Here is a 26,714-nt window from a genome sequence, read left to right on the forward strand (position 1 = left end):
CCGGCAAGCCAGCTCCCACAGGATTTCCATCGGATTCAGGCCTGTGGTGGTCCTGTGCGAGCTGGCTTGCTGGCGACAGGGCCCGGACAAACACCTCATATCCCATCGAAGGAACGCCCAATGCCTCCACTTCACCTGGCCAGAAGCCTGCTGGCCTGCGCCACCCTGGCCTTCACGCTCGCCGCCTGCTCCCCCTCCGGCGAAGATGCCACCAGCAAAACCCTGAACATCGCCTTCTGGGGCGACAACACCACGCTGGTCAGCGTCGACCCGTTCCAGGTCTACTGGCTGGAGCACCGCGTACTGCTGCGCAACGTTGCCGAATCACTCACCGACCAGGACCCGGCCACAGGCCGCATCATCCCCTGGCTGGCCAGCAGCTGGGAGGTCAGCGACGACGCCCTGCAGTACACCTTCCACCTGCGCCAGGACGTCACCTTCAGCAATGGCGAGCGCTTCGACGCCCAAGCCGTGAAAAACGCCTTCGACAGCAACAAGGCTTTCGCGGCACAACTGCCTGCCACGTTCGGCGCCACCTACCTGGCCGGTTTTGACCATGCCGAAGTGGTCGATCCGTTCACCGTCCGCCTGGTGCTTTCACGGCCCAACGCCGGCTTCCTGCAGGCCACGTCCACCACCAACCTGGCCATCCTCGCTCCGGCCTCCTACGCGCTCACTGCCCAGGAGCGTTCGCTGGGCAAGATCATCGGCACCGGCCCGTTCATCCTCGAACACTACACCCCGGAAGTAGGCGCACGCCTGGTCAAGCGAGCGGATTATGCCTGGGCCTCCGCCAACGTCAAAAACCCCGGCGCCGCCCACCTGGACCGCGTGGAAATCAGCTACATCCCCGAAGAAAGCGTGCGCAACGGCCTGTTCCTGCAAGGCAAGGCCGACATCCTCTGGCCACGCAACCCGTTCTCCGAAGTTGACCTGAAGCTGTTCCAGGCAAAAGGCGCGACCATCCAGAGCCGCTCGCTGCCAGGCCCGGCGCTCAACCTTTACCCCAACACTCGCAACGACCGCCTGCTGGGCGACCGCCAGGTGCGCCTGGCCCTGCAGAAGGCCATTGACCGCACCAGCTACGCCCACACCGTATACAACGCCGAGTTCCCGGTGGTGACCGGGGTGTATGACGTGACCACGCCGTACTTCAAGCCCCAGGCCGACAAGCTGGCCTACGACCCGCAGGGCGCCGAGCGCCTGCTGGACGCCGCCGGCTGGAGCAAGGGCGCTGACGGCTACCGGCACAAGGACGGCAAACGCCTGACCCTGCGCTACAACATCTCCCCCGCCGAAAGCGCCGGCGATGTACTGGTGCAAGACCAACTGCGCAAAGTTGGCATCGACCTCAAGCTGAACGTGCTGACCCGGGCCGAATGGGTGGCCGGCAATGCCTCGGGCAACTACGACCTCACCTCCACCTACATGACGCGCGCCGACCCGATCATCCTGCAGACCATCCTCGACCCGCGCGCCGCCAGCAGTGCCACCTTGGCCACAAACACTTACGAGCCACACACCCTGGCGCAGGCGCAAACCTTGTTCGACAGCGGCATTACCGCCACCCGCGACGAACAACGCGCCCAGGCCTATGGCCAGCTGCAAGACCTGCTGGTTGACGAAGCCTCGGCGTTCCCGCTGTACGAACGCGTGTGGCAAGCCGCCACCGCACCTCGGGTCAAGGACTTCCGCTGGACCGCCGAAGGCTTTGCCTTCCTCAGTGACATCCAGGTCGCGCAGCCATGAACCACTACCTGATCGGCCGCATCGGCCAGGCGCTGCTGGTGTTGTGGGGCGCCTACACCATCACCTACTTCATCCTCTATCTGCTGCCCGGGGACACCTTGGCGATCATGCTCAGTGCATCGGGCATGGAAGCCGATGGCCTGTCGCCCGAGGACCTGGCCAAGGCCCGTGCCTACTACGGGCTGGACAAGGGCATTTTCGAGCAGTACATCGACCTGTTATGGCGGGCCCTGCACGGCGACTTGGGCCAGTCGTTGTCACTGAACCGGCCAGTGACCGCGCTGCTGGCCGAGCGCCTGCCGCAAACCATGGCCCTGGCCGGCTTCGCCATCACGCTGTCGTTGCTTGGCGGCATCGGCCTGGCCTACCTCACCGCCTACCTGCAATGGCAACCGCTGAAAGTGGCGCTGTCACGCTTGCCGTCATTGGGCTTTTCCGTACCGGTGTTCTGGATGGGGCTGCTGCTGATCCAGGTGTTCGCCTTCGGCCTGGGCTGGTTCCCGGCCACCGGCAACCAGGGCTTTGCCAGCCTGGTGCTGCCGGCCGTGACCCTGGCCATCCCCAGTGCTGCGGTGTACGCCCAAGTATTGCAGCGCGGCTTCCAAAGCGTATGGCAGGAGCCGTACATCGCCACCGCATTCGCCAAGGGTCTGAGCCGTGCGCAGGTTCAAGCGCGGCACGGCCTGCGCAATGCGGCCCTGCCAATCCTTACCCTGGTCGGGTTGCAGGTGGGTAACACGGTGTCCGGGGCAGTGCTGGTCGAGACCATTTTCTCGCGCAATGGCGTTGGCCGCCTGGCCCAGGAAGCCGTACTGCGCCAAGACATCCCGGTGGTGCTGGCGATTGTCGCAGTGTCAGCGGCGGCCTTCGTGTTGGTGAACCTGATCGTCGACCTGCTGTACCCGTACCTTGACCCCCGCATCGCCCACGCCACGAAGGTGACCTGACCATGACCGCCGATACTCACCCCCTGCGTGCCGCCGCCCCGCCAGCCACCTGGAAGCGCCGCACACGCCTGCAGCGCCTGGGCCAGGCACTCGTCCCTTTGCTGGCCCGCCCGGGCTTCAGCCTGGCGCTGCTGGTGGTGCTGTTCGCCCTGCTGGCGGCACTGGCGCCGCACTGGCTGACCAGCTTCGACCCTTACTCCACGTCGCCTGCCGACAAGCTGCGGGCCCCTGGCGCCGCCCACTGGTTCGGCACCGACGAGCTGGGCCGCGACCTGTATACCCGCGTGGTTTATGGCGCCAGCCTGTCGGTGCAGGCCGCATTGCTGGCGGTTGGCATTGCCCTGGCCGGCGGGTTGAGCCTGGGCGTACTCGCCGGGTTTGCCGGCGGGCGCCTGGATGCCGCCCTCATGCGCCTGGTCGATGTGCTGCTGGCCCTGCCCGGCCTGCTGCTGGCCCTGGCCATTGTCACCGCCATCGGTTTTGGCACGGTGCCGGTGGCAATCGCCGTCGGCGTCGGCATCATCCCCGGCTTTGCCCGCACCACCCGCGGCGAAGTGCTGCGGGTCAAGACCCTGCCCTATGTCGAGGCCGCACGCCTGGGTGGCGCCAGCTGGCGCCGCACCTTGCTGCGGCATGTGCTGCCCAATGCCTGGGGGCCGGTGGCCGTGCTGGCCACGCTGGACTTCGGCGCCGCCATCCTGGCCACGGCCGGCCTGAGTTTCCTCGGTTTTGGCGCAGCACCACCAGCAGCCGAATGGGGCACCCTGATTGCCAACGGCCGGCATTTCCTGATTACCGCACCCTGGGTGTCGCTGCTGCCCGGCCTGTTCGTGGTCGCCGTGGTGTTCAGCCTCAACCACCTTGCCCGCACCTTCGAGGAGCACCCACGATGAACGACCAGCCATTGCTTGTGGTACGCGACCTCAGCATCAGCTATCACGCCTCCGGCCAGGCTACGCAGGCCGTCAAGCACCTTGCCTTCAGCCTGGCCCAGGGCGAGACCGTGGCCATTGTCGGCGAGTCAGGCTCGGGGAAGTCGACCTTGGCCAACGCCCTGCTCGGCCTGCTACCGGGCACGGCGCGCATCGACAGTGGCCAGCTGTGGGTCGACGGGCTGGATGTAGTGCGCGCCAGCGAACGGCAGAAACGCCAGCTGCGTGGGCGTACCGTCGGCCTGGTGCCACAAGACCCGATGGTCAGCCTCAACCCCACCCTGCGCATTGGCCAGCAGATCGGCGAGGCGCTAGTGCTGGCCCAAGGCGGCCGCTCGCGCAGCGTCGATGCCGATGTGCTGGAGTTACTTGCCCAGGTTGGCCTCGACAACCCGGCCGTGCGCGCCCGCCAGTACCCGCACGAGCTGTCTGGCGGCATGCGCCAGCGGGTGCTGATTGCCATCGCCCTGGCCGGCAACCCACGCCTGATCATCGCCGACGAACCCACCAGCGCGCTGGACGTGACCGTGCAACGCAAGATCCTCGATCACTTGCAGCGGCTGGTGGCCGAGCGTGGCATCTCGTTGCTGATCATCACCCACGACCTGGGCATGGCCACCGACCGCGCCGACCGCCTGCTGGTGATGAAGCAGGGCGAACTGGTGGAGCAAGGCCCACCCGCGCAGATCGTGCAGGCACCGCACCACCCGTACACCCGTGCCCTGCTCAATGCCGCACCGGCATTCAGCGCTCGTCGCCAGCCCCGCCAACTGGCGCCGGGCTCAAAGCCGATCCTCAGCCTGCAGGGTGTTGGCAAAACGTTCGAATTGCCCAAGGTAAAAGGCCAGGACAACCGCTTTGTCGCGTTGCAAGGCCTGGACTTGCAGGTTCACCCGGGGCAAACGCTGGCCATCGTCGGTGAATCCGGTTCGGGCAAGAGCACCGCCCTGCGCATTGCCCTGGGCCTGGAAACGCCCAGCCAAGGCCACGTGCTGTTCGACCAGCAGGATGTCACGGGCCACGGCTGGCGCCAGTTCCGCCCCTTGCGCCGACGCATGCAACTGGTGCAGCAAAACCCCTTCGCCGCCCTCGACCCGCGTTTCACGGTGTTCGACAGCATCGTCGAACCGCTGGTGTCGTTTGGCCTGCTCAAAGGAGCGGCACTGGAGCAACGCGCCCGCCAACTGATCGAACGCGTGCACCTGCCTCTGTATTACCTTGACCGCCTACCCCGCGAACTGTCCGGCGGCCAGCGCCAGCGCGTGGCGATTGCCCGGGCGCTGGCGCTACAGCCAGAACTGTTGCTGCTCGACGAGCCGGTGAGTGCGCTGGATGTATCGGTACAGGCACAGATTCTGGCACTGCTGGATGAGCTGCAACGAGAGTTGGGCATGGCTTATGTGCTGGTATCGCATGACCTGGCGGTAGTGGCGAGCATGGCCGACCAGGTGCTGGTATTGCGCAAGGGTCAAGTGGTGGAACACGGGGCGGTCGAGCAGGTTTTCGAGCGGCCGGCGAGCGAGTATACGCGGGAGTTGATTGCTGCCATTCCTGGGCGCCCAGCCTCTGCTGCGGCTTGAGTTCTAGCGCCCCACAGCCTGATATTTTTGCCAGTTGCAAGGCTGTGGGCATCCCATCAAGCTAGATTGAAATCAGGAGGTTCTATTCATGTTTATATTTTATCAGTCTGGCAAACCCACTGCCTTGGTTCAACCTTCCAGAACTACTCGAATATTCAATCAAAACCGACAGACGCTCGCCATTCAATACATATCACAACCCTCTATTAGTATAATTGCCTCAGACAAAATGCAATCCTCCGTCACGGAGGCTCGCGGCCACGTCCTGCACTCACTGTCTTACACCCCTTTTGGCTTCAACCAAGCGACCGGGGAACTGCCTGTAGGCTTTAACGGCGAGCACTGCGACGCTGTGACAGGCATGTACGGTTTGGGCGCAGGATACCGTTGGCTTTCAACAAAATGTATGCGTTTTTCGAGCCCTGACAACCTCAGTCCTTTTGCTAAAGGGGGCATCAATGCGTACACCTATGTTCGCAACGACCCGGTTAATCTGCTCGATCTAGACGGTCACGCGCCGTCGGCTCCGATACTCCATGGAACCAAGATGCGTCGGTTCCAATACGGTTTAAGAAAAATTCATGCATTCGATAAAAATTATGGGGTCTATGAATCCAAACCTGGTCTTTTTAAAAAGCCCAAGCTATTGATATACACTCATGGCAGAGAGAATAAAATACTAATAGACGACGTCGCCATGGGCCCATTTAAATTCGCCACATGGCTAACGAGCAAAAATATAAATCCTCAGAAATACAGGAAAGTCATTTTTGCCACTTGCCTAGGAGGCTACGGCGAATCGTTTGGGCAAAAATTCTCAAATCAGAACAATGTCAAGGTGAGCGCTATTCCCGGCATCAGCGACGGAGCGATGGTAAACGGCGTAGAACCTGGCACCTTCAGTTTCGGGCTTTTATCCGAACCTTATGAAGGCATGGCGCAGACAACACCACAACGCCCATGGGCTTACTCATTCGTAGATTTCACACCACAAGACGCTAAAAAATTTCGAAGCGCATGATTGAAGAGAGCATTAAGAACGCCCCCAATGAACGGGTTTATTCCATAGCATTTGACGCAACCTAAAATGCATATTATGCATCATCACATGGATTTTAATACCATTAAATAATATTAGCATAGAACCACAAAGCCTTTCACAACCCCACCCCACACCCGCTAAGGTCACTCCAGACCGACCCCATTCCTGGCGGAGGCCGTCCACTTCGACCCCGCCAGGAGCCTTGCGCGCATGCACCTCTCTTACCCACAACCCTGCTTCATCTTCGCCTATGGGCCAGGTGACGCATGGCTGTCCCCATTCCATTTGCAGCACAACCCACAGGTATTCCGATGAGCAAACGACAAATCCGCCTGGGCGCCATGATCCATGGCGTCGGCCACGGCTGGGGCGAATGGCGCCACCCTGATGCGCTGGCCGATGCCAGTGTCAATTTCGGCTTTTACAAACAGCAGGCAAAGCTGGCCGAGGCGGCAAAGTTCGACTTCGCCTTCATCGCCGACAGCCTGCACATTCACGCCCGCTCCAGCCCGCACTACCTCAACCGTTTCGAGCCGCTGACCATCCTTTCGGCGCTGGCGGCGGTGACAGAGCACATCGGCCTGGTAGCCACGGTCACGGTCAGCTACACCGAGCCGTTCCAGGTAGCACGCCAATTCGCTTCGCTGGACCTGATCAGCGGCGGGCGCGCAGGCTGGAACGTGGTGACCTCCTGGCTTTCCGGCACCGCTGACAACTTCGGCAAGGCTGAACACCCGCCACATGCCGTGCGTTACCGGATTGCCCGTGAGCACGTGGATGTGGTCAAGGGGCTGTGGGACTCGTGGGAAGACGACGCCTTTACCCGCGATAAGCAAAGCGGGCAGTTCTTCGACCCGGCCAAACTGCACACCCTCGGCCACCAGGGCGAGTACTTCAAGGTCAAGGGCCCGCTGAACATCCAGCGCTCACCCCAGGGCCAGCCGCTGATTTTCCAGGCTGGCGTGTCGGAAGACGGCCGCAACTTCGCGGCGCAAAACGCCGACGCCATCTTTGTCAGCCCCGAATCGTTCGACGATGCCCACGCCTATTACCAGGACCTCAAGCAGCGTGCCGCGCGCCATGGCCGCGCCCCGGACGCACTGTTCATCCTGCCCGGCATCCGCCCCATCGTCGGCCGCAACGCCGAGGAGGTTGAACAGCGCTACCAGCAGGCCGTCAACCTGGTGAGCATTGAGGATGCCCTGGTAGCCCTGGGTCGCCCCTTCAACGACTACGACTTCAGCCAGCATGACCTGGACGCGCCCTTCCCCGACCTCGGCACCTTGGGCAACGACAGCCACAAGGGCACCTCGGACCAGCTCAAGCAACTGGCCCGTGATGAAGGCCTGAGCCTGCGCGAACTGGCACTGCGCTTCTCGCGCCCACGCAGAGACTTCGTCGGCACCCCGGAGCAGGTTGCCGATGCCTTGCAGCACTGGTTCGAAAACGACGCTGCCGACGGTTTCATCATCAACTCGTTGCTACCGGATGGCCTGCAGTACTTCACCGAACACGTGGTGCCGCTGCTGCAAGCCCGTGGCCTGGTGCGCAGTGAGTACACCGGTAAAACCCTGCGCGGCAATTTCGGCCTCAGCGTGCCAGAAAACCGCAACACCCTGCGCCGCAGCCAGGCAGCGGTTGCCTGAGCCCACCCAGACAAGGAGTTTTGTTTCATGAGCCTCGAATTCATCGGCCTCATCGGCCCGCAGGAAAGCAGCGAATCCCAGGCGCCACGCGGCCCGCTGGTTGATCTGGAGTTCATCAAGGCCTTCTCCCAGGCCCAGGAATATGGCGGCTTCGACAAGGCATTGTTAGCAGTCAACACCAGTGCACCGGACTCGATGATCCTGGCCAGTTACGTGGCAGCGCTTACCGAGCGTATCGGCCTGCTGGTCGCCCACCGCCCGGGCTTCCAGGCGCCAACTTTCGCTGCCCGCCAGTTCGCCACCCTTGACCAGCTGAGCCGGGGGCGGGCCTCGATCAACGTCATCACCGGCGGCGACAGCGGCGACCTGCAGCGCGATGGCGACTTCCTCGAAAAGGATGCCCGTTATGCCCGCACCGATGAGTACCTGCAGGTACTGCGCAACACCTGGACCCGCCAGGAGCCGTTCGACCACCAGGGCACTCACTACCGCGTTGAAGACAACCTGACCTTGGTCAAACCGGTACAGCATCTGCCAATCTACTTCTCTGGCGCGTCAGACGCCGCAGTCGAGGTGGCCGCCAAGCACGCCGACGTCTACATGATGTGGGGCGAACCGCTGGAGCAGGTACGCGAGCGCATCGCCAAGGTGCGCAAGGCTGCCGCCCGCTACGGGCGCGAGAAGCACATCCGCTTCAGCTTGTCGTTGCGACCGATCCTGGGCGGCACCGAGGCCGAAGCCTGGGCCCGCGCCGAGCGTATTCTCGCCGATGCCCAGGAACGCATCGGCATCCGTCAGGGCAACCGCCGCGAGAAAAACTTCGGCAAGAGCAACACCGGCTCCGAACGCCTGGTGCAACTGGCCAGCCAGCGCAAAGTGCATGACACCCGGCTGTGGACCGAGATTGCGGCGCTGGGTGGCGGTGCAGGTAACTCCACCTCGCTGGTAGGCACTGCAGACCAGGTGGCCGAGGCCGCATTGGCCTACTACGAACTGGGGGTGACCACCTTCCTGTTCCGCGGCTTTGACCAGCTGCGCGATGCGGTGGAATACGGGCAGGACCTGATCCCGCGGATTCGTGCGCTGGTTGAACAGCGTGAGGCTGGGCGCAGCGCTCGCACGGCCTAGATCCCTACTCGCTGTACCGGCCTCGTCGAGGCGTCGAACCGCCGCAAAGAGGCCGGTGCAGGCAAACACTTCCCAAACACCCTACGCCAGCCCTGTCAGGGCCTGGCGCCTATTCGCCTGCGTGCTCCACCGTACTCCGAGGACATGATGTCTAGAACACCGCTTTTCGCCCTGCCCCTGGCCTGCCTGCTCACCCCGTTAGCCGATGCTGCTTCAACTACCGAAGAACAACGCCTGGAGACCGTCACGGTGATCTCCACCGGCCTGCGAGGCAACCAGCGCACCGTGGCCGACAGCCCGGCACCCATCGACGTGATCAGCAGCGAACAGCTGTTGCGCACCGGCCGCGCCGAGCTGTCCGAGGCGATTTCCAAACTGCTGCCCTCGTTCAACTTCGGCACCAACATCGCCGGCTTTCAGTCTGGCGTGCGGCCGCTGAGCAACCGCAGCTTGGGCCCGGCCTACACCCTGGTGCTGGTCAATGGCAAACGCCGCCACAACAGCGCCGTGCCGGCCAGCGGCTCGACCGACAACAGCGGTGCCAACGCCGTTGATATCGACATGATCCCGGTCAGCGCGGTGTCACACATCGAAGTCCTGAAAGACAGCGCCGCCGCCCAATACGGCTCGGATGCGGTGGCCGGGGTGATCAACATCATCCTCAAGAGCGCCAGCAGCGGCGGCCATTACGAAAGCAGCTACGGCCAGCTGTACAGTGGCCAGGGCGAAACCATCAAGCTGGCTGGCGACCAAGGCTTCAGCCTGGGTGACGGCGGTTTCCTGCACCTGTCGGGCGAGGCACGCAAGCGCGGCACCGCCAACTGGATCGACAAGGCCGCCCCCGATTACCGCGCCTACTTCGAAGACGACCGCCAGGCCGCCTGGGACCACCGGGCGGTGAAGAACGGCGACCCTGACCTGCGCGCCTTCAACCTCGGTTACAACGCCGAGCTGCCCATCAGCGACGATTTGAAGCTGTATTCGTTCGCCACTTATGCCGAGCGCAAGCTGGAGGCTTTCAACAACTACCGCCTGCCCAACAGCAACGCCTCGATCCCGGAGTTGTTCCCCGACGGGTATTTCCCGCTCAACAACATCAAGGACACCGACTACCAGTGGCTGCTCGGCGCCCGAGGCGCCGCCGGGGCCTGGGACTGGGACCTGTCCACCACCTATGGGCGCAACAAGAACCAGCAGGCCAGCGACCTGACCATCAACCCCACCTATGGCCCGGCCTCGCCAACCTCGTTCGATGACCTGGCGACCTTGCAGTTCGACCAGTGGGTGAACAACCTGGACATCACCCGCGCCTTCGATGGCCTGTTCGGCCTGGCGGTACCGACCCGCGTCTCGGCGGGCCTTGAGCACCGCTGGGAGCGCTTCCGGACCTTTGCCGGCGACCCCATCGCCTACAGCGTCGGGCCCTACACCTACCCGGTTACCCTGGCGGACGGGCGCCCCAACCCGCTCTATGCGCTGGCCAACGGCCAGACCGCAGTGGGCGCCCAGGCTGCGCTGACCATTCGCCCGGAAGACGAGGCCGATGTGAAGCGCAACAACTATGCCGCCTACATCGACCTCGGCCTGGACTTGAGCCCGCGCTGGTACCTTGGCGCCGCCGCGCGCGTCGAGCACTACGACGACGACTCGGGCAACACCGCCAGCTTCAAGCTCAATTCACGCTATGAACTGAGCGAAACCGTGGCGGTACGCGGCACCCTGGGCAGCGGTTTCCGCGCACCGTCGCTGACCCAGAGCGGCTACACCGTCAGCGACAACCGCACCGCGCTGGACGCCGACGGCAATGTGGTGCCGGCCTTGCGCCGCACCGTGGCGCCCGGCAGTGCCGCCGCGCTGGCATTCGGCGGCGGCAAGCTCGACCCGGAGAAATCGCGCAACGCCGGCCTTGGCCTGACCTGGCAACCGGCGCGCCGCACCAGCGTTACCCTGGACACCTACCTGATCGACATTGACGACCGCATCCTGCTCACCGAAAACCTCTACGACCGGCAGAACGGTGCCGGTGCCATTGGCGACATCCTCGAATCGCTGGGCCTGGCACGCACTACCTGGATCAACTACTACACCAACGCCTTCGACACCCGCACCCGCGGCCTCGACCTGGTGGGTGACCACACCAGCGAGTTCGGTGCCTGGGGCGATGTACGCTGGACCTTGGGCTTCAACTGGAACAAGACCACCGTACGCGGCACCCGCGGTACGCCCGCAGCGCTGGCCGCTGCCGGTATCGACGTGGTCGGCCATGGCCGCGAAGGCGACCTGGTGGCAGCCTCGCCGAGAACCAAATGGGTGCTGGGCAGCCAGTGGTTGCTGGGCAACTTCACCGGCACCTTGCAGACCACCCGCTACGGCAAGGTCGAAACCTGGCAGCAGAACCAGGCCCAGGACCGCACCTTCGGCGCCAAGTGGATCACCGACCTGGACCTGTCCTACCTGCTGTTCGACAGCCTGACCGTCAGTGTGGGTGGCACCAACATCTTCAATGTGCGGCCCGACAAGAACGGCGTGTACAACGCCAACGGCAACCAGGCGGCGTACGGCAACCCGCCGTTCCACCCAGGTGGCGGCTATTGGTACACCAAACTGGCCTATGACTTCTGAAGCATCTGCACATTTGCTCCTGGCCTGTGGGAGCGGGTTCACCCGCGAAGAATCCAACCCGGTGCATGGCACCGGCAAAGCCGGTGTTCGCGGGTAAACCCGCTCCCACAGGTGTGCGCTGCACCTTCGGTACTTGGCAATTGACGCAAACCCCGCCCCCATGCTCTCCTTGTGCCTCACGTTCAGGTGCCCCCACAGGGGGTGAAACGGGAAACCGGTGCGTCGCAGGCCCTCCAGCAGGGCCGGACAAGGCCGGTGCTGCCCCCGCAACGGTAAGCGAGTGAAGTGTCTGTACCACTGTGCCTTCTAGTCCGGCATGGGAAGGTGACGCTTTCCAGGAGCCCTGCTCCTCCTCGCAAGCCCGGAGACCGGCCTGACGTTCATGAACACCCCGCGGTGGGCGGGCGCTGTTGCATTCCCCTGGGCGGCCACGCATCGGGGATGCCGCGCTTGCCCGTTGCCCACAAAAAGCAGAGGAACGCGTCATGCCCGTCACCAGCACCAAACAACACAGCCTTGCCACACCCGTCACCCTCAGCCAGCGCGTCGTCATCGCCGTCGGCGCCAGCCTGCTGGGCCTGTGCCTGGTGTACTTCGCCGGTTTCTCGCACATCGAGGCCGTGCACAACGCCGCCCACGACACCCGCCACAGCGCCGCCTTCCCCTGCCACTGAGTACGCCTGATGATCACGCGCATTGCCCGTACCGCGGGCTTCAGCGGGCTGCTTGCGGCCCTGCTGCTGACCCTGCTGCAAAGCTTCTGGGTCGCCCCCCTGATTCTTGAGGCGGAAACCTACGAATCCTCGGCCCCGGCCGCACAGCACGAACATGGTGGCGAAGTGGCTGCCCATGAGCACAGCGCCGAAGCCTGGTCGCCGGAAGACGGTTGGCAGCGGGTGCTGTCCACCACCGGGGGCAACCTGGTGGTCGCAGTCGGCTTCGCCCTTATTCTCGCCGCCCTGTACAGCCTGCGCGAACCGCAGCGTGCCGGCACCGGTGCGCTGTGGGGCCTGGCCGGTTTTGCCGTGTTCTGCCTGGCCCCGACGTTGGGGCTGCCACCGGAGCTACCCGGCACTGCCGCCGCCGACCTGGGACAACGCCAGGCCTGGTGGATTGGCACAGCCAGCGCCACCGCCGTTGGCCTGGCCTTGCTGGTGTTCGCCCGCCACTGGCTGCTGAAGGCGCTGGGCGCCGTGCTGCTGGTAATCCCCCATGTGATCGGCGCTCCACAGCCTGAAGTACATGAAAGCCTGGCCCCCGAAGCACTGGAAACACAGTTCAAGATGGCCTCCTGGCTGACCAACGCTGCCTTCTGGCTAGCCTTGGGCCTGCTCAGTGCGTGGCTGTTCCGCCGCTCCAGTAAGGCCTGATGCCGGCGTTCTACGCCGGCTTCGGCTGCCGCCGGGGCTGCCCGGCGGATACCCTGCATACCCTGCTGCTCCACGCCCTGGCTAGCCAGGGCCTTGCGCTTGCCGACCTACACGGCATTGCCAGTATCAGCCTCAAGGCCGACGAAACCGGCTTGCAGCAACTGGCCGAACGCCTTGGCTTGCCGTTGGTGCTGTACCATAGCGCGCAACTGCAGGCCTTCGAGCCGCTGCTCAGCCACCGCTCTGCCACGGCCCATGCCCACAGCGGCTGCTGGGGGGTGGCCGAAAGCACGGCGCTGGCCCTGGCCAGCCAGCAGCCCGGGAGCACAGCCCGGTTGCTGCTGACCCGCCAGGTACTGGGCCCGGCGACCCTCGCCCTGGCCTGTTGACCATTTCGCTTCTCTTTCCTGCAAGGACTTTCCATGACGGTGTACTTCATCGGTGCCGGCCCCGGCGACCCGGAACTGATCACGGTCAAGGGCCAACGGCTGATTCGCCAGTGCCCGGTGATCATCTATGCCGGCTCGCTGGTACCCGCTGCCGTGCTCGAAGGCCACCAGGCCGAGACCGTGATCAACAGCGCCGAGTTGCACCTGGAGCAGATCATCGCCGCCATGCGCAGCGCGCACGAACAAGGCCAGGACGTGGCCCGGGTGCACAGCGGCGACCCCAGCCTGTACGGCGCCATCGGTGAGCAGATCCGCCACCTGCAGGCGCTGGGCATCGATTACCAGATCATACCCGGCGTCACGGCCACGGCGGCCAGCGCTGCTCTGCTTGGCTGCGAGCTGACCCTGCCACAGGTCGCGCAGACGGTGATCCTCACCCGCTATGGCGACAGTTCGCCAATGCCACCCGGCGAACAACTGAGCGACCTGGCGCACCATGGCAGCACCCTGGCGATTCACCTGGGGGTCAAGCACCTGTCGCGAATCGTCGAAGAACTGCTACCGCACTATGGCGCGCACTGCCCGGTGGCGGTGGTACATCGTGCCACATGGCCAGACCAGGACTGGGTGCGCGGCACCCTTGGCGATATCGTCGAACGGGTGGCAGCCAAGGACTTTCGCCGCACGGCGCTGATCCTGGTAGGCCACGTGCTCGGGGATACGCCATTCGCCGAGTCGGCCTTGTACCGTGCCGGGCACGCGCACCTGTACCGCCCTGGCGACTGAGCATTGCCAGCATTGCCACGGGCGTAGCAGACTCCGGGTTCCCGCCTGCGAACAGGAGTCACACCCATGCTGGAATTACGCCCCAACTGCGAGTGCTGCGATACCGACCTGCCGGGCGACAGCCCCGATGTGCTGATCTGCTCCTTCGAATGCACCTTCTGCCGCGCCTGCGCTGATATCCGCTTCAAGGGCCGCTGCCCCAACTGTGCCGGCCAGCTGGTGGCCCGCCCGACGCGGGTCGGCCAGGCGCTGGTCAATAACCCCGCTGCCACCCAACGCGTGAACAAAGCACACGCTGCTTGCGCCTGACTCCACACCTCAAACCAGGCATTGCCGCTTTGATAGGGTGATGCCTTTCCCATGACTTGTAGGATTTTTCAACAACAAGCTCACGGATTATCAACACTTCTATACTCGGCATTACCAAACCTCGGGATTGGTCGTATCTTGCAGCGCTTCCGATTAACCACCTTGCAGACGTATTCCTGAGTGTTCCAGGAAGCGGACCACATCTTGACAGGAGTTTTCCACATGACAACCGTGCTGATCGTCGACGACCACCCCATTGTCCGACTGTCTTTGCGCCTACTACTGGAGCGTGAACGTTTTCATGTCGTTGGTGAGGTGGGTAACGGCAGCGAAGTGGCGCAGGTAGCCCGCGACCTGCGCCCGGACGTGGTAGTGCTCGACATCGGCCTGCCCGGCCTGGACGGCATGGAAGTGATCAAACGCCTGCAGTGCCTGGAGCCAGTGCCCAAGATCATGGTGCTGACCGGCCAGGCCACCGATCTGTACGTGCGGCGCTGCCTGGATGCCGGCATCGGCGCTTTCGTCACCAAGGAAGAAGACCACGAAGCTCTGCTGTTTGCCCTCAAGGCCCTGGTCAAGGGCTATTCGACCTTCCCGCAAATGTCGGTCAACAGCAACTCGCTGGAGAGCGAACCGGTACGCCTGGCCAGCCTGTCGAACCGTGAAATGGAAGTGCTGCGGCGCCTTGCGCGCGGCGAAAACAACAAAAATATCGGCACCTGCATGAACCTGAGTGCCAAGACCATCAGCACCTACCGGGGCCGTATCATGGAAAAGCTCAAGACCGAATCGCTGGTTGAAATGGTCGACCTGGCCAAACGCAACAGCGTCTACTGAGCGCTCGGCCGCCATGAAGCGCCTGCTGGCGTGCATGCTCCTGGCCATCGGCCTGTCCGGCCCCGCCGCGCTGCTGGCCGACAGCGAACCTCGCCAACTGCTGGCGCGCTCGGTCAGCGCCGCTGCCCCGTTGCAACTGTCCAGGGAAGACCGGGATTGGCTGCAGCAACGCCAATACCTGGTGCTGGGCAGTTCGCGACCCGACTATCCGCCCTTCGAACTCAACGCCAGCCAGCAGGACTACGAAGGCATTAGCGCAGACTACGCCGGCATCATCGCCGAGCAGCTGGGCATAAACGTCGAAGTACGGCGGTTCGACAACCGCCACGAGGCCATCGCTGCGTTACGTGAGGGCAGTATCGACCTGCTGGGCAGCTCCAATGCCTTCGAGGCGGCAGATGCCCAGCTTGACCTGAGTACCCCGTATGCCGACGACATGCCCGTCATCGTCACCCGCGAAGGAACCAGCCTGAAGAACACACCCGACCTCGCCGGCCTGCGCCTGGCGATGGTCGATCACTACCTGCCGGCCAGCACCGTACGCAATCTGTACCCCAAGGCGCAGTTAAGCCTGTACCGCTCGACCCTGGCCGGGCTGGCCGCTGTCGATCTGGGCGAGGCCGACGCCTACCTGGGCGATGCCATCAGTACCGATTTCACGATTGGCAAGAGTTACCAGGGCGCGCTGAGAATCGACCACTTCTGCCCGGTCCCTGCTGGGGCATTTGCCTTTGCCCTGGCCAGCGACAACCCTCGCTTGCGTCGGTTGGTCGACATGGCGCTATCCCGCATCAAAGACAGCGAGCGGCTGAATATCCTGCGCCGCTGGAGCAGTGGCCACACCAGCCTGCTGCTGCAGCGCCACATCACCGCCTTGAGCAAGGAAGAGGAAGCCTGGATCGCGGCCCACCCCAACATCAATGTTTTGGTCAACACCTCGTTGGCGCCACTGACGTTCAACGACGCCGAACACCGCCCAACCGGCATCACCCTTGACCTGCTGAAACAGATTTCGCTGCGCACAGGGCTGCACTTCAGCGCGGTCGAAAGCGATTCGGCGCAGGCGATGGTCGAGCGCCTGGCCCGTGGCGATGCACAAATGATTGGCGCCTTGGGCTATGGTGCGGATCGCGCGAAACAACTGCGCTATACCCGTCCCTACCTGGTCAGCCCACGCGTTCTGGTTGCCCGTAGCGACAGTACTTTCCCGGTACAGGCCAAGGCGCTGGATGGCCAGCGCATCGCCGTGGTACGCGGCTCGCCGCAGCGGGCGCTGCTGCAACAACGCTACCCGCAGGCCCGGCTGGTGGAAGTGGACAACCCGCTCGGTCTCATGGAGGCCGTGGCCGGTGGGGCTGCCGACGTTGCCCTTAGCAGCCATATCAATGCCGCCTACTACATCAGCCATGTCTTCAAGGGCCGCTTGCGCATCGCCAGCGTGCTGGACGACGACCCGGCCATTGCCGCTTTCGCCGTGGCTGCCGACCAGCCGCAGCTACAGGCCATCCTCGACAAGGCACTGCTGAGCATTCCACCCGAAGAGCTCGACCAGCTGGCCAACCGCTGGCGCACCAGCACCTTGGTCAGCGACAGCCCCTGGCGCGACTACCGCACCCTGGCCTTGCAGGTACTGGTTCTGTCGGCCCTGCTGCTGGCGGGCGTGGTGTTCTGGAACAGCTACCTGCGCAAGCTGATCAACCAGCGCACCGAGGCCCAGCACGCGCTGCAGGCGCAGCTGGCCTTGAGCCGCGGCCTGCTCGAACAGCTGCGCCAGGCCAAGGACGACGCCGAACAGGCCAGCCAGACCAAAAGCACCTTCCTGGCCACCATGAGCCATGAAATCCGTACCCCGATGAATGCCGTGATCGGCCTGCTGGAGCTGGCCCTGGAAGACAGCCGCAAGGGTCGTTGCGACGCCCAGACCCTTCAGACTGCCCATGACTCGGCCATCGGCCTGCTTGAGCTGATTGGCGATATTCTCGACATTTCCCGCATCGAATCTGGGCACATTACCCTGCAACCGGTACCCACAAACCTGGTCGAGCTGGTACGCGCTACAGTACGGGTGTTCGAAGGCAACGCTCGGGCCAAAGGCTTGTATCTGCACGCAGCACTTCCTGCAGAGCCGGTCTGGGTGCTGGCAGACCCGCTGCGGCTCAAGCAGATCCTGTCCAACCTGATCAGCAACGCCATCAAGTTCACCGACCGCGGCGAGGTACAGGCCAGTTTGCTGATACCTCCAACTGGTGGGGACAGTAGCCAGTCAATCGACCTGTCTGTGCGTGACACCGGCATCGGCATCAGCACCGTTGATCAGGCCAGGCTGTTCAACACCTTCGTGCAGGCTGAGGGACCGCGGGCACGCCAAGGGGCAGGCTTGGGGCTGGTGATCAGCCGCACCTTTGCCGAACTCATGGGCGGTAACTTGAGCCTGCAAAGCGTCGAAGGTGTTGGGACAAAGGTGCAAGTCAGCCTGCAACTACCAGCCTGCCCGGCACCGCAACCTGTTCAGCAGCACAGCCCGGCAGCCGAAAGCAGCAGTGGCCCGCTGAATATCCTGGTGATCGACGACTACCCTGCCAACCTGCTGCTGCTGGAGCGACAACTGCACACCCTGGGCCATCACGTGACCCTGGCAGAAAATGGCCAGGTCGCGCTGGAGCGCTGGCAGGCAGCGCGTTTCGACCTGGTGATCACCGACTGCAGCATGCCGGTGATGGACGGCCACGAACTCACCCGCCGCATTCGCAGCCTTGAAGCCGAACGCGGCCTGCCGGCGTGCCAGATCCTCGGCGTGACTGCCAATGCCCAGGCCGAAGAGCGTGACCGATGCCTGGCCAGCGGCATGAACGAATGCCTGTTCAAACCGATCGGCCTGCGCACCCTCAAGGCTCACCTGCCCCAAGCCCGCAGCGCCCAAGAGCCGCCACTGCGCAGTAGCGGCTTCAACCTGGCTGAACTGCGCCACCTGACCCAGGACGACAGGCAACTGACGCGGCATCTGCTGGAACAGCTTTCAATAAGTGTCGGCGAAGATCTCGCCTCTTTGCGCGCGTTGGCACCCGAGGCCTCCGATGAGGCCGTCCGCACCCTGGCTCACCGCATCAAGGGCGGCGCGAAGATGATAAGGGTGCGCGGCGTGGTCAAGGATTGCGAGGCCATCGAAAACGCTCATGCGCGGGGCCTGCCAACGGTTGATCAACGTAAACAACTGCAAATCAGCCTGCAAGCCCTGCTGAACGAGCTGAGCGACGCACTCAATGCAGTTGAAGCGTCGAGCTGATCTGGCTGATGGCATCCACCACGTGCCGCGAACCCTGCTGGATTTCCATGATCACCGTACCGGCCTCATTGGCCAGTGCAACCCCATGACCGGTGCGGGTCAAACTCGACTGCATGCTGGCCACGGCCAGCAGTGACAGGTCGTGGTTCTGCCGCACGACATCGACGATTTCCAGGGTGGCCTTGCTGGTCCGCGCCGCCAGGTTGCGCACCTCGTCGGCCACCACGGCAAAACCGCGCCCGTGATCCCCGGCGCGGGCCGCCTCGATGGCCGCGTTAAGGGCCAGCAGGTTGGTCTGGTCGGCAATGCCCCGTATGGTCAGCACGATCTGGCCGATCACATCTGACTGCTTGCTCACGGCATCGATGCTGCGTGCAGCCTCGTTCAGCTCATGGGAAATCTGCTCGATCACCTGCACCGTCTGCTGCACCACCTCGGTGCCCTTGCGCGCACAGGCATCGGTCTGCATGGAACTGGCATGGGCGGCGTCGGCGGCGGTTTGCTGGGTGCTGACCTGACGGGTGATGTCACTGGCGAACTTCACCACTTTGTACAAGCGGCCCTTGCTGTCGAATATCGGGTTGTACGAGGCCTCCAGATAGACCATCTGGCCCTGCTTGTTGATGCGTTCGAAGCGGTGCGAATGGTACTCGCCGCGGTTGAGCGATGCCCAGAACTCACGGTACTCGGCCGATTCGCGCTCCTGCGGCAGGCAAAACAACCCGTGATGGCGGCCAACTACCTCGTCCAGGCGATAGCCCATGGTGTCGAGGAAGTTCTGGTTGGCCTTGATCACACGACCTTGCGGGGTGAACTCGATCACTGCCATGGAGCGACCGATGGCCTTGAGCAGGCTCTCGCTCTCGTGCTCCTGCACTACCCGTTGACTGATGTCGGCTGCCACCTTGATCACGCTGGTTACCTGGCGCTGTTCGTCCAGCACCGGCATGTAGCTGGCCTCCAGCCAAACCTCGCGGCCGGCCTTGTCGAGGCGTTCGAACGTACCGCTGATGGCCTTGCCCTGGCCCAGTTCACGCCACAGCTGCTGGTACTCGGCAGTTTGCGCATAGCCCGGTTCGCAGAATAGCCGATGGTGTTTGCCCCGCAGTTCGTCTGCGCTGTAGCCCATGGCCTGGCAAAAACGCTCGTTGGCATCGAGGATGGTGCCATCAGGGGCGAACTCGATCATCGCCATCGAACGGCTGATCGCCGCCAATTTGGCTTGCGTGCCGCTCAAGGCCTGGCGAGTGCGCTGGATCTCAACCAAATCGGATTTGCGATGGAAATCGAACATGACGCCGGGCTCCTTTATGCGCGGTGTCCTGAGCATAGATCGCCGTTGGCGCCGTGCAAGCACAGTGCTATCACTTTAGGATTACTACATTGATATGACAGAACGCGCCTGCACAGCCACGAGCGCTCGCTACGAACTCTCGCGCACCATCAGCTCAAAGCCCAGATCCTGTTGCGTATCCGCCACCCGCTTGCCATCGAGCAACGCCAGCAGCGCCTGCGCCGCGCCACGCCCAACGGCTGCCCGGGGCGTGCGAATCGAGGTCAGGCGCGGCACCATGTGTGCCGAAGCGGGCAAGTCGTTGAACCCCACCATGGCCACCTGACGTGGCACTTCCACCCCTTGGCGCAGTGCCTGCAGCACCGCCCCTTGGGCCAGGTCGTCGTTGCAGAAGAAGATACCGTCGACATCCGGCGACTGTTGCAGCAACTGGCTGAACAGCACACTGCCCAAGGCAATCGACGAAGGCTCCGGCGCCAGTACCTCCAGCTCGGCCGCCTGCAAACCGGCCTCGGCCAACGCCTGGCGGAAACCTTCGGCCCGCTGCATTACCCGTGGATCGAGCTGCGCGGCAATGAACGCCAGGCGTTTGCGACCACGCTCGATCAAGTGCCTGGCCGCAGCGCGCCCGGCCTGCTGCTGCGAAAAACCTACCGACAATGCCCCTGGCTCGCCATTGAGCTCCATCATGTGCACACACGGCACACCGCTGGCGGCCAGCATCTGCCGCGCCGCGTCGCTGCGCTCGAAACCGGTCAACAGCATGCCGCAGGGCTGGTAGGCCAAGTAATTGCGGATCAGGTTCTCTTCTTCGGCAAGGTCGTAGTGATAGTTGCCAATCAGCACTTCGAGGCCACGCGGGCGCATGACCTCGTGAATGGCTTCCAACGTGTCGATGAACAATTGGTTGGACAACGACGGGATCAACACCACCACCGACTGGCTGCGGGCCGAGGCCAGGGCGCGGGCCGCCGGGTTGGCCACGTAGCCCAGGCTCGCAGCTGCAGCGACGACCTTTTCGACCAGTTCAGGCGCAACCGTGCTGACCCCGCGCAGGGCGCGCGAGGCGGTAATCGGGGAAACCCCGGAAAGCCTGGCAACTTCGGCCAGGGTGGGACGACCTGTAGTACGGGAGCCGGTGCGGGACATGGATGTTGTAATTTTACTACTTGCAAGGATAGGGAACGGCCACTAAGGTAGCGCTGTCTCAGGACGCAGGCAATGTAATCTTTGGCAGCAGCCCGCACGCGCTCGCTACCAGGCGTCCATACTGCGTAAGGACAAGACCAATAACACCGGGGAGGTGGCTGTTCGTCGGCGACGAGACAGCGCTATCTCACCCCGCAGGAGGTACTGATGAATTCTCCCCTGTCCGCCATCGTGGTGATGGGCGTGGCCGGTTGCGGCAAAAGCTGCATCGGCGCTGCCATTGCTGCCAGAAGCGGCGGCCGCCTGATCGAAGGCGACGCTTTCCACCCTGCCGAAAACATCCGCAAGATGAGCGATGGCATCCCGCTGGACGACAGTGACCGCGCCGGCTGGCTGGTGCGCCTTGGCCAGGAGTTGCAGGCCACCACCCAGGCTGGGGAGCGCCCGATCCTGACCTGCTCGGCACTCAAGCGACGCTACCGCGACACCCTGCGCGATGCCATGCCAGGGCTGGTGTTCGTGTTCCTCGAACTGTCGCCCGCCGAGGCGGAAAAACGCGTACTGGCCCGGCCCGGGCACTTCATGCCGGCTAGCCTGATCGACAGCCAGTTTGCTGCCCTGGAATCGCCACGCGGCGAGCCACTGACGCTGGCGCTGGACGCTACCCAGCCCATAGAAGCACTCGCCGAAGCGGTGGACCGCTGGCTAAAGCGCTGTGGTGAGCAGGGGCTGGCGCAAACCGCCTGACTCCGGCGGCTTTCCCGGCTCACCAAAGACAGCGCTACCTTGACCCGTGAGTGCGGGCAAAGTTCCAAAACGCTACGCCAAAAACAACGATAAGATCGAGGCCTTCAAACCATGTTCGGACTGGCTACTGACACCTTCCTGCTGCTCGATGCGCTGGTTACCATCGTTGGGCTGATCCTGCTGATCACCCACTTCAAAGTGCACCCCTTCGTCGCCCTCACCCTTGCGGCCGGCTTCCTTGGCCTTACCTCCGGCATGCCGGTGGCCAAGGTAATGAAGTCGTTCCAGGATGGTTTTGGCGGTGTGCTCGGCTTCGTCGGCATCGTGCTCGCCCTGGGCACCATGCTGGGCAAGCTGATGGCCGACTCTGGGGGTGCCGACCAGATTGCACAAACCCTCATCCGCGCCTTCGGCAAAAAGAACGTGCATTGGGCGATGATGTTCGCCGCCTTCCTGGTGGGCATTCCGCTGTTCTTCGAAATCGGCTTCGTGCTGCTGATTCCGCTGGTGTTCATCGTGGCGCGGCGCTCCGGCGTATCGCTGGTCAAGATCGGCATTCCGCTGCTGGCCGGCCTGTCGGTGGTGCACGGCCTGGTGCCGCCACACCCGGGCCCATTGCTGGCGATCGGTATTTTCCACGCTGATATCGGCAAGACCATCTTCTACGGCCTGATCGTCGCACTGCCCACCGCGATCATCGCCGGGCCGCTGTTCGGCAACTTCATTTCCCGCTACATCCCGGGCAACCCGTCCCAGGAGCTGATGGACCAGATCGCCAAGGAGTCCGACCAGGGCAACCTGCCAAGCTTCAGCATCACCCTGATTACCGTGCTGCTACCCGTAGCGTTGATGTTGCTGAAAACCTTCGCCGACGTGGTACTGCCGGCCGAGCACATCGTGCGCCAGTGGATGGACCTGATCGGCCACCCCATTACCGCTCTGCTCGCGGCCCTGCTGCTGGCCTTCTACACCTTTGGTTCGGCCCGCGGCTTCAACCGTCAGCAGATCATGAAGATGCTTGACCAGAGCCTGGCCCCCACGGCCGCCATCGTGCTGATCGTGGGTGCTGGCGGTGGCTTCAAGCAGATGCTGGTGGACACCGGCGTGGGCAACGTGATCGGGCAGATGGCCGTGCAGGCAGAGATTTCGCCGATCATGCTGGCCTGGCTGGTGGCAGCGGTAATCCGCATCGCGACCGGCTCTGCCACGGTCGCTACCATTACCGGTGCAGGTATTGTGGCACCGGTAATCGAACTGGTACCGGGTGTGAACCGTGAGTTGCTGGTGCTCGCCACCGGTGCTGGCTCGTTGATCCTGTCGCACGTGAACGATGCCGGCTTCTGGCTGGTGAAGCAGTATTTCAACATGACGGTAGCGGAAACCTTCAAGACCTGGAGCATGATGGAAACCATCCTCTCGGTGGTTGGCATCATCTTCATCATGTTGTTGGCGCAGGTGGTGTAACCGTTTATCGGGGTAATGGCACCTTGATGCTTTGGGTAGGGCCAAAGGGAATTATGAGACCTACCTGAAGCAAAGGAGCCTGCCATGCCCCGCTCAAGCATTCTGCTGATTGCCCTGCTCGCCTCGCCACTGGCCCTGGCCGCCGGCACTGGCCCCACCTACCCTGACGACCCACATAACCCGGCACCACGGCCGGGCGTGGACAGCACCCTCAACCCCATCGAAAAGCCCATGCCGCGGAACACTGACCCGCGCATTCAAGGTAACGACCCAGAAAGCCCTCCGGCCAAGCAGAATGACAACCGCGATCTGCCGGGGCTGGGTGACAGTGGTTCGGAGGGTAGCGGACATCAAGGAAACAGCGGTACCAATACAGGCAACCCCTGAGTACGCTTCTCAGTGGTCCACCTTAAAAAATCGCAGGGGTTGGTTTATGCCCATGCCCGCGAAAAGGCCGGCATGGGCAGTAAAGATTGATGAACTACCACTGGCGCTTGTCTGGGCGTGTCAACCCCAGCTTCTCGATCCTGTAACGCAACATGTCCCGCGACAGCCCGAGCATCCGCGCCGATTTGGTCACATTCCAGTCCGTACGGTCCAGGGTCTTGCACACCAGGTCGCGTTCCATGTCCGGCAGGCTGGTGCCTGGCTCCGGGTCGTGCCGTGGCATTTCGAACATCGCTGGGGCCGGTTGCTGCAGCAATGGCTCGTCAATCAAGGTCATGCACAGGTTCAACTGGTGCGCTTGCACCACCTCGTTCGGCGCCAGCAGCACGGTCTGCTCCAGCATGTTGCGCAGTTCGCGCACGTTTCCAGGCCAGCTATAGCCCAGCATCAGGCTCTCGGCCTCGGCGGAAAACCGCAGGTTTGGCTTGCCATAACGCCGGCCATGGTGGGCCAGGAAATGCCTTGCCAGTAACAGGATGTCCTGGCCACGGGCATACAGGCGCGGCACCTTTATGGCGATTATGCGCAGGCGGAAGAACAGGTCGCGGCGGAACTTGCCCTGCTGCACCATCTGCTCCAGGTTGCAGTTGGTGGCACTGATCACTCGCAGGTCTACCTTGCGCTCCTTCACCGCACCAATCCGGCGGATACTGCGATCCTCTAGCAGCTTGAGCAGTTTGGCCTGCAGCACAAGGTCCATTTCGCCGATCTCGTCGAGGAACAAGGTACCGCCGTCGGCGGCCTCTACCAGGCCCAGCCGTCGCTCCTTGGCATCGGTGAATGCCCCCTTCTCGTGGCCAAACAGTTCGGCTTCCAGCAGGTTGGCAGGGATTGAGGCGCAGTTGAACTCGATGAACGGGCCTTTGGCGCGAGATCCATCAAAATGCAGGGCACGCGCCACCAGCTCCTTACCAGTCCCGGTCTCACCTTCGACCAGCACCGGTGGCAAATCGTCGCTGGCCATACGCCGCTCGGCATCCAGCACCTGGCGCAGGGTGTGCTTGAGGGTGAGCATCACCGACGACTCGCCGATCAACGCCTGCAACCCGGACTTCTGCGCCTCGCGTTCCTGGTAGAACGACAGCGTGCGCTCCATGCGCTCGGCAGCCAGGGCCTTGTCCAGGGTCAATTTGAGCTCGGCAAGCACTACCGGCTTGGTCAGATAATGGAAGGCGCCCTCCTTCATCGCCTGCACGGCATCTTCGACATTACCGTAGCCGGTCATCATGATCACTTTCAAGCCCGGCACCTGCACCACCAGGCTGCGCAGCAGGTCGTGCCCGCTCATGCCTGGCAATGAGTTGTCGGTCAGCACCGCGTCGGGCTGGGCCCGCTTGACCTGCTCCAGCGCAAGCTCGGCGCTGTGGCACACGGTGACCTCGAAGCCCTTGAGGCTGAGGTAGGTGCGAATGTTGTCAGCGAGGATTTCATCATCCTCGACTACCAGGATGCTGTGCTCCATGGTCCCCTCCCGCTGCGATATTGAAAGTAAGGCTGACGCGGGTTCCTTCCTCTTCGCGGCTGCTCAGGCTGACCGAGCCGCCAAAACGTTCCATGATGCGCTTGACCAGGGCCAGGCCTACACCGAGGCCGCCCTGCTTGGTCGTGAAGAACGGCTTGAACACCATCCGCTCCTGCTGTTGGCTCATGCCTTTACCGGTGTCGGTGAGCACAAACTCGGCACGCTGGCCGTCCTTAACATTGACCTGGGCGGTCAGCATGCCGCCTGCCGGCATGGCCTCCAGGGCATTGGAGAACAAGCTGTTGAGAATCTGCGTGAGCTGCAGCGGCTGGCTGGCCACCCACTGCTCATCAGGCCCTTCGAAATGAAAGCGCACCCCGTTGCGCTCGATCTGCTGGACGAACGCCAGGTGGGTGTCCTCGATGGCCGCCACCAGGTCCACCGCCTCGGCCTCGTCGCTGAGCGGGCGCAAGGACACCAGCAGGTCGCGTACCCAGCGCGACATGCGGTCCACCTGGCTGATGATGTCGGTAATGCTCTTCTGCGCTGCGGGGTTGGCGATTTCCTGGGCCAGTTCGGCGCTGGAACGGATATTGGCCAGCGGGTTGCGCAGGCTGTGCGCCACTGCAGACGACATCTCGCCCAGTGCCACGTAGGTTTCACTGGCCACCAGCCGGTCCTGTTGCAGGTTCAGCATCTGCGCCGCCCGACGTACGATCCAGAACAGCCCGAAGTAGATCAACGCCCCGCCTACCAGGGTCGAAGCCCAGATCAGCACGTAGCCGCGCTGGATGCGCCGTATCAGGTCTTGCGGCTCCTTGTAGATCTCCACCATGGCCATTACCTGTTCGCCCTGGCTGTCGAACAGCGGAATGTAGTTCTCGATGAACAGGTAGCGCGGTTGACGCAGAAACTTCTGCTCTTCGCGGTCATCCTCGGCCTTGTGGTAGCTGGCCGACACCGCCTTGCGCGAGCGGAAGGCGCGATCCAGATCGCCATCGGCTTCTATCCGCTTGCCGATCAGCTCGACGTTGGTGGACCACACGATGGTGCGGTCGCGGGCGTAGACATTGGCCAGCAAGGTATCAGGCAGGTGCTCGACATGGTCGAGAAATTCGACCCGGGTCGATTCGGCCAGCGCCGGGGTGAACTGCAAGTGCTGCTGGTCCAGGCGCGGGTCGAGCAGTTCACCCATGGTGGTGCCCGGTGGCAACTGCGAATGCCGTACCTCGGCCTGGGCCATGGCCTGAATGAACTGCGCGGTCAGCATCGCATCACGCTGCACGCTATCGCGGACCACAAAGCGCGTGGACACATAACCCAGCCCCCCCGCCACCGCCGTGATGATCAACAGGCTGATGACCGAAAACCAGCGCAACAGGTTGAATTCACGCAATGGCACAGCCAGACCGCTGGCAGTCGCACTGGCCTTGTCGCGAACGTCGTTTTCCAGCATCTGCATCGGGTGGTTCCCGCACAAGGCGTCCGTTCAGAAATGCATCAAGGCCAACCAACAGCAGCCAGCTGATAG

Annotated in this window: 22 protein-coding genes and 1 riboswitch; of the genes, 18 read left to right on the top strand and 4 right to left on the bottom strand. The window is 63.2% G+C overall.

All coding sequences use genetic code 11. The features are described from left to right. Nucleotides 1–120: 120 nt before the first annotated feature. The 15 genes from MRBLPB4O_RS14660 (at nucleotide 121) to MRBLPB4O_RS14730 (ending at nucleotide 18,620) form a co-directional block, all read left to right on the top strand. Entirely contained in the window at nucleotides 121–1,749 is a 1,629-nt protein-coding gene (locus MRBLPB4O_RS14660) for an ABC transporter substrate-binding protein (protein WP_341795663.1), read from the top strand. Beyond that, the gene (locus MRBLPB4O_RS14665) at nucleotides 1,746–2,696 is read left to right on the top strand and encodes an ABC transporter permease (RefSeq protein ID WP_341795664.1); all 951 of its coding nucleotides are present in this window, start codon (nucleotides 1,746–1,748) and stop codon (nucleotides 2,694–2,696) included. Before MRBLPB4O_RS14660 ends, MRBLPB4O_RS14665 begins: the two co-directional genes overlap by 4 nt. A 2-nt stretch (nucleotides 2,697–2,698) precedes the next feature. Beyond that, entirely contained in the window at nucleotides 2,699–3,589 is an 891-nt protein-coding gene (locus MRBLPB4O_RS14670; protein ID WP_341795665.1) for an ABC transporter permease, read from the top strand. Then, nucleotides 3,586–5,208, top strand: coding sequence for an ABC transporter ATP-binding protein (locus MRBLPB4O_RS14675; RefSeq protein WP_341795666.1), 1,623 nt, complete (start codon nucleotides 3,586–3,588; stop codon nucleotides 5,206–5,208). The genes MRBLPB4O_RS14670 and MRBLPB4O_RS14675 overlap by 4 nt, the downstream gene beginning before the upstream one ends. Nucleotides 5,209–5,296: 88 nt before the next feature. Next, on the top strand, nucleotides 5,297–6,229 hold the full coding sequence (locus MRBLPB4O_RS14680; protein ID WP_341795667.1) for an RHS repeat-associated core domain-containing protein: 933 nt from the start codon (nucleotides 5,297–5,299) through the stop codon (nucleotides 6,227–6,229). Nucleotides 6,230–6,561: 332 nt separating this feature from the next. Continuing rightward, on the top strand, nucleotides 6,562–7,896 hold the full coding sequence (locus MRBLPB4O_RS14685) for an LLM class flavin-dependent oxidoreductase (protein WP_341795668.1): 1,335 nt from the start codon (nucleotides 6,562–6,564) through the stop codon (nucleotides 7,894–7,896). 27 nt (nucleotides 7,897–7,923) lie between these two features. Further along, nucleotides 7,924–9,024: an LLM class flavin-dependent oxidoreductase gene (locus MRBLPB4O_RS14690; protein WP_341795669.1), complete on the top strand. Its 1,101-nt coding sequence runs from the start codon at nucleotides 7,924–7,926 to the stop codon at nucleotides 9,022–9,024. Between the two features lie 147 nt (nucleotides 9,025–9,171). Then, entirely contained in the window at nucleotides 9,172–11,646 is a 2,475-nt protein-coding gene (locus tag MRBLPB4O_RS14695; RefSeq protein ID WP_341795670.1) for a TonB-dependent receptor, read from the top strand. 167 nt (nucleotides 11,647–11,813) lie between these two features. Beyond that, nucleotides 11,814–12,038: riboswitch (cobalamin riboswitch) on the top strand. A gap of 93 nt (nucleotides 12,039–12,131) precedes the next feature. Continuing rightward, nucleotides 12,132–12,320 (top strand): CbtB domain-containing protein, encoded by a 189-nt coding sequence (locus MRBLPB4O_RS14700; protein WP_016499882.1) that lies wholly within the window; start codon nucleotides 12,132–12,134, stop codon nucleotides 12,318–12,320. Between the two features lie 9 nt (nucleotides 12,321–12,329). After that, nucleotides 12,330–13,016 carry a CbtA family protein gene (locus MRBLPB4O_RS14705; protein ID WP_341795671.1) on the top strand — a complete coding sequence of 229 codons (687 nt, stop codon included), beginning with the start codon at nucleotides 12,330–12,332 and terminating at the stop codon, nucleotides 13,014–13,016. Continuing rightward, nucleotides 13,016–13,405, top strand: a complete 390-nt coding sequence (locus MRBLPB4O_RS14710) for a cobalamin biosynthesis protein (protein WP_341795672.1) — start codon at nucleotides 13,016–13,018, stop codon at nucleotides 13,403–13,405. The genes MRBLPB4O_RS14705 and MRBLPB4O_RS14710 overlap by 1 nt, the downstream gene beginning before the upstream one ends. 33 nt (nucleotides 13,406–13,438) lie before the next feature. Continuing rightward, nucleotides 13,439–14,191 carry a precorrin-4 C(11)-methyltransferase gene (gene cobM, locus MRBLPB4O_RS14715; protein WP_341795673.1) on the top strand — a complete coding sequence of 251 codons (753 nt, stop codon included), beginning with the start codon at nucleotides 13,439–13,441 and terminating at the stop codon, nucleotides 14,189–14,191. Between the two features lie 66 nt (nucleotides 14,192–14,257). Next, the gene (locus MRBLPB4O_RS14720) at nucleotides 14,258–14,500 is read left to right on the top strand and encodes a DUF1272 domain-containing protein (protein WP_341795674.1); all 243 of its coding nucleotides are present in this window, start codon (nucleotides 14,258–14,260) and stop codon (nucleotides 14,498–14,500) included. Between the two features lie 222 nt (nucleotides 14,501–14,722). Continuing rightward, nucleotides 14,723–15,337, top strand: coding sequence for a response regulator transcription factor (locus tag MRBLPB4O_RS14725; protein WP_016499887.1), 615 nt, complete (start codon nucleotides 14,723–14,725; stop codon nucleotides 15,335–15,337). A 13-nt stretch (nucleotides 15,338–15,350) separates the two neighbouring features. Then, entirely contained in the window at nucleotides 15,351–18,620 is a 3,270-nt protein-coding gene (locus MRBLPB4O_RS14730) for a transporter substrate-binding domain-containing protein (protein WP_341795675.1), read from the top strand. Here MRBLPB4O_RS14730 and MRBLPB4O_RS14735 read toward each other — a convergent pair. Together MRBLPB4O_RS14735 and MRBLPB4O_RS14740 are read right to left on the bottom strand one after the other, a co-directional pair. After that, nucleotides 18,595–19,914, bottom strand: coding sequence for a PAS domain-containing methyl-accepting chemotaxis protein (locus MRBLPB4O_RS14735; protein ID WP_341795676.1), 1,320 nt, complete (start codon nucleotides 19,912–19,914; stop codon nucleotides 18,595–18,597). The genes MRBLPB4O_RS14730 and MRBLPB4O_RS14735 overlap by 26 nt on opposite strands. Before the next feature lie 129 nt (nucleotides 19,915–20,043). After that, nucleotides 20,044–21,063 carry a LacI family DNA-binding transcriptional regulator gene (locus MRBLPB4O_RS14740; RefSeq protein WP_049274495.1) on the bottom strand — a complete coding sequence of 340 codons (1,020 nt, stop codon included), beginning with the start codon at nucleotides 21,061–21,063 and terminating at the stop codon, nucleotides 20,044–20,046. A gap of 207 nt (nucleotides 21,064–21,270) precedes the next feature. On the opposite strand from MRBLPB4O_RS14740, the gene MRBLPB4O_RS14745 reads away from it, so the two are divergent. The 3 genes from MRBLPB4O_RS14745 (at nucleotide 21,271) to MRBLPB4O_RS14755 (ending at nucleotide 23,661) form a co-directional block, all read left to right on the top strand. Then, nucleotides 21,271–21,810 (top strand): gluconokinase, encoded by a 540-nt coding sequence (locus MRBLPB4O_RS14745; RefSeq protein WP_016499891.1) that lies wholly within the window; start codon nucleotides 21,271–21,273, stop codon nucleotides 21,808–21,810. A gap of 111 nt (nucleotides 21,811–21,921) precedes the next feature. Beyond that, on the top strand, nucleotides 21,922–23,274 hold the full coding sequence (locus MRBLPB4O_RS14750) for a GntP family permease (RefSeq protein ID WP_016499892.1): 1,353 nt from the start codon (nucleotides 21,922–21,924) through the stop codon (nucleotides 23,272–23,274). Between the two features lie 84 nt (nucleotides 23,275–23,358). Continuing rightward, on the top strand, nucleotides 23,359–23,661 hold the full coding sequence (locus MRBLPB4O_RS14755; RefSeq protein WP_341795677.1) for a hypothetical protein: 303 nt from the start codon (nucleotides 23,359–23,361) through the stop codon (nucleotides 23,659–23,661). 94 nt (nucleotides 23,662–23,755) lie between these two features. Here MRBLPB4O_RS14755 and MRBLPB4O_RS14760 read toward each other — a convergent pair whose 3' ends face one another. Together MRBLPB4O_RS14760 and MRBLPB4O_RS14765 are read right to left on the bottom strand one after the other, a co-directional pair. Beyond that, complete coding sequence (locus MRBLPB4O_RS14760) at nucleotides 23,756–25,183, bottom strand: sigma-54 dependent transcriptional regulator (protein ID WP_341795678.1); 1,428 nt, start codon at nucleotides 25,181–25,183, stop codon at nucleotides 23,756–23,758. Further along, entirely contained in the window at nucleotides 25,152–26,645 is a 1,494-nt protein-coding gene (locus MRBLPB4O_RS14765; protein ID WP_341795679.1) for a HAMP domain-containing sensor histidine kinase, read from the bottom strand. The genes MRBLPB4O_RS14760 and MRBLPB4O_RS14765 overlap by 32 nt, the downstream gene beginning before the upstream one ends. Between the last annotated feature and the right edge of the window lie 69 nt (nucleotides 26,646–26,714).

Origin of the sequence: Pseudomonas sp. LPB4.O (assembly GCF_038383825.1) — a bacterium.
In the GTDB taxonomy this organism is placed as follows: domain Bacteria; phylum Pseudomonadota; class Gammaproteobacteria; order Pseudomonadales; family Pseudomonadaceae; genus Aquipseudomonas; species Aquipseudomonas putida.

Bases quoted from the DNA above. Each gene is read 5' to 3' on its own strand.
- MRBLPB4O_RS14735 (WP_341795676.1), bottom strand. From the start codon at position 19,914: ATGTTCGATTTCCATCGCAAATCCGATTTGGTTGAGATCCAGCGCACT.
- MRBLPB4O_RS14665 (WP_341795664.1), top strand. From the start codon at position 1,746: ATGAACCACTACCTGATCGGCCGCATCGGCCAGGCGCTGCTGGTGTTG.
- MRBLPB4O_RS14765 (WP_341795679.1), bottom strand. From the start codon at position 26,645: ATGCAGATGCTGGAAAACGACGTTCGCGACAAGGCCAGTGCGACTGCC.
- MRBLPB4O_RS14740 (WP_049274495.1), bottom strand. From the start codon at position 21,063: ATGTCCCGCACCGGCTCCCGTACTACAGGTCGTCCCACCCTGGCCGAA.
- MRBLPB4O_RS14725 (WP_016499887.1), top strand. From the start codon at position 14,723: ATGACAACCGTGCTGATCGTCGACGACCACCCCATTGTCCGACTGTCT.
- cobM (WP_341795673.1), top strand. From the start codon at position 13,439: ATGACGGTGTACTTCATCGGTGCCGGCCCCGGCGACCCGGAACTGATC.
- MRBLPB4O_RS14750 (WP_016499892.1), top strand. From the start codon at position 21,922: ATGTTCGGACTGGCTACTGACACCTTCCTGCTGCTCGATGCGCTGGTT.
- MRBLPB4O_RS14705 (WP_341795671.1), top strand. From the start codon at position 12,330: ATGATCACGCGCATTGCCCGTACCGCGGGCTTCAGCGGGCTGCTTGCG.
- MRBLPB4O_RS14710 (WP_341795672.1), top strand. From the start codon at position 13,016: ATGCCGGCGTTCTACGCCGGCTTCGGCTGCCGCCGGGGCTGCCCGGCG.
- MRBLPB4O_RS14670 (WP_341795665.1), top strand. From the start codon at position 2,699: ATGACCGCCGATACTCACCCCCTGCGTGCCGCCGCCCCGCCAGCCACC.
- MRBLPB4O_RS14675 (WP_341795666.1), top strand. From the start codon at position 3,586: ATGAACGACCAGCCATTGCTTGTGGTACGCGACCTCAGCATCAGCTAT.
- MRBLPB4O_RS14695 (WP_341795670.1), top strand. From the start codon at position 9,172: ATGTCTAGAACACCGCTTTTCGCCCTGCCCCTGGCCTGCCTGCTCACC.
- MRBLPB4O_RS14760 (WP_341795678.1), bottom strand. From the start codon at position 25,183: ATGGAGCACAGCATCCTGGTAGTCGAGGATGATGAAATCCTCGCTGAC.
- MRBLPB4O_RS14690 (WP_341795669.1), top strand. From the start codon at position 7,924: ATGAGCCTCGAATTCATCGGCCTCATCGGCCCGCAGGAAAGCAGCGAA.
- MRBLPB4O_RS14685 (WP_341795668.1), top strand. From the start codon at position 6,562: ATGAGCAAACGACAAATCCGCCTGGGCGCCATGATCCATGGCGTCGGC.
- MRBLPB4O_RS14660 (WP_341795663.1), top strand. From the start codon at position 121: ATGCCTCCACTTCACCTGGCCAGAAGCCTGCTGGCCTGCGCCACCCTG.
- MRBLPB4O_RS14730 (WP_341795675.1), top strand. From the start codon at position 15,351: ATGAAGCGCCTGCTGGCGTGCATGCTCCTGGCCATCGGCCTGTCCGGC.
- MRBLPB4O_RS14745 (WP_016499891.1), top strand. From the start codon at position 21,271: ATGAATTCTCCCCTGTCCGCCATCGTGGTGATGGGCGTGGCCGGTTGC.
- MRBLPB4O_RS14755 (WP_341795677.1), top strand. From the start codon at position 23,359: ATGCCCCGCTCAAGCATTCTGCTGATTGCCCTGCTCGCCTCGCCACTG.
- MRBLPB4O_RS14700 (WP_016499882.1), top strand. From the start codon at position 12,132: ATGCCCGTCACCAGCACCAAACAACACAGCCTTGCCACACCCGTCACC.
- MRBLPB4O_RS14680 (WP_341795667.1), top strand. From the start codon at position 5,297: ATGTTTATATTTTATCAGTCTGGCAAACCCACTGCCTTGGTTCAACCT.
- MRBLPB4O_RS14720 (WP_341795674.1), top strand. From the start codon at position 14,258: ATGCTGGAATTACGCCCCAACTGCGAGTGCTGCGATACCGACCTGCCG.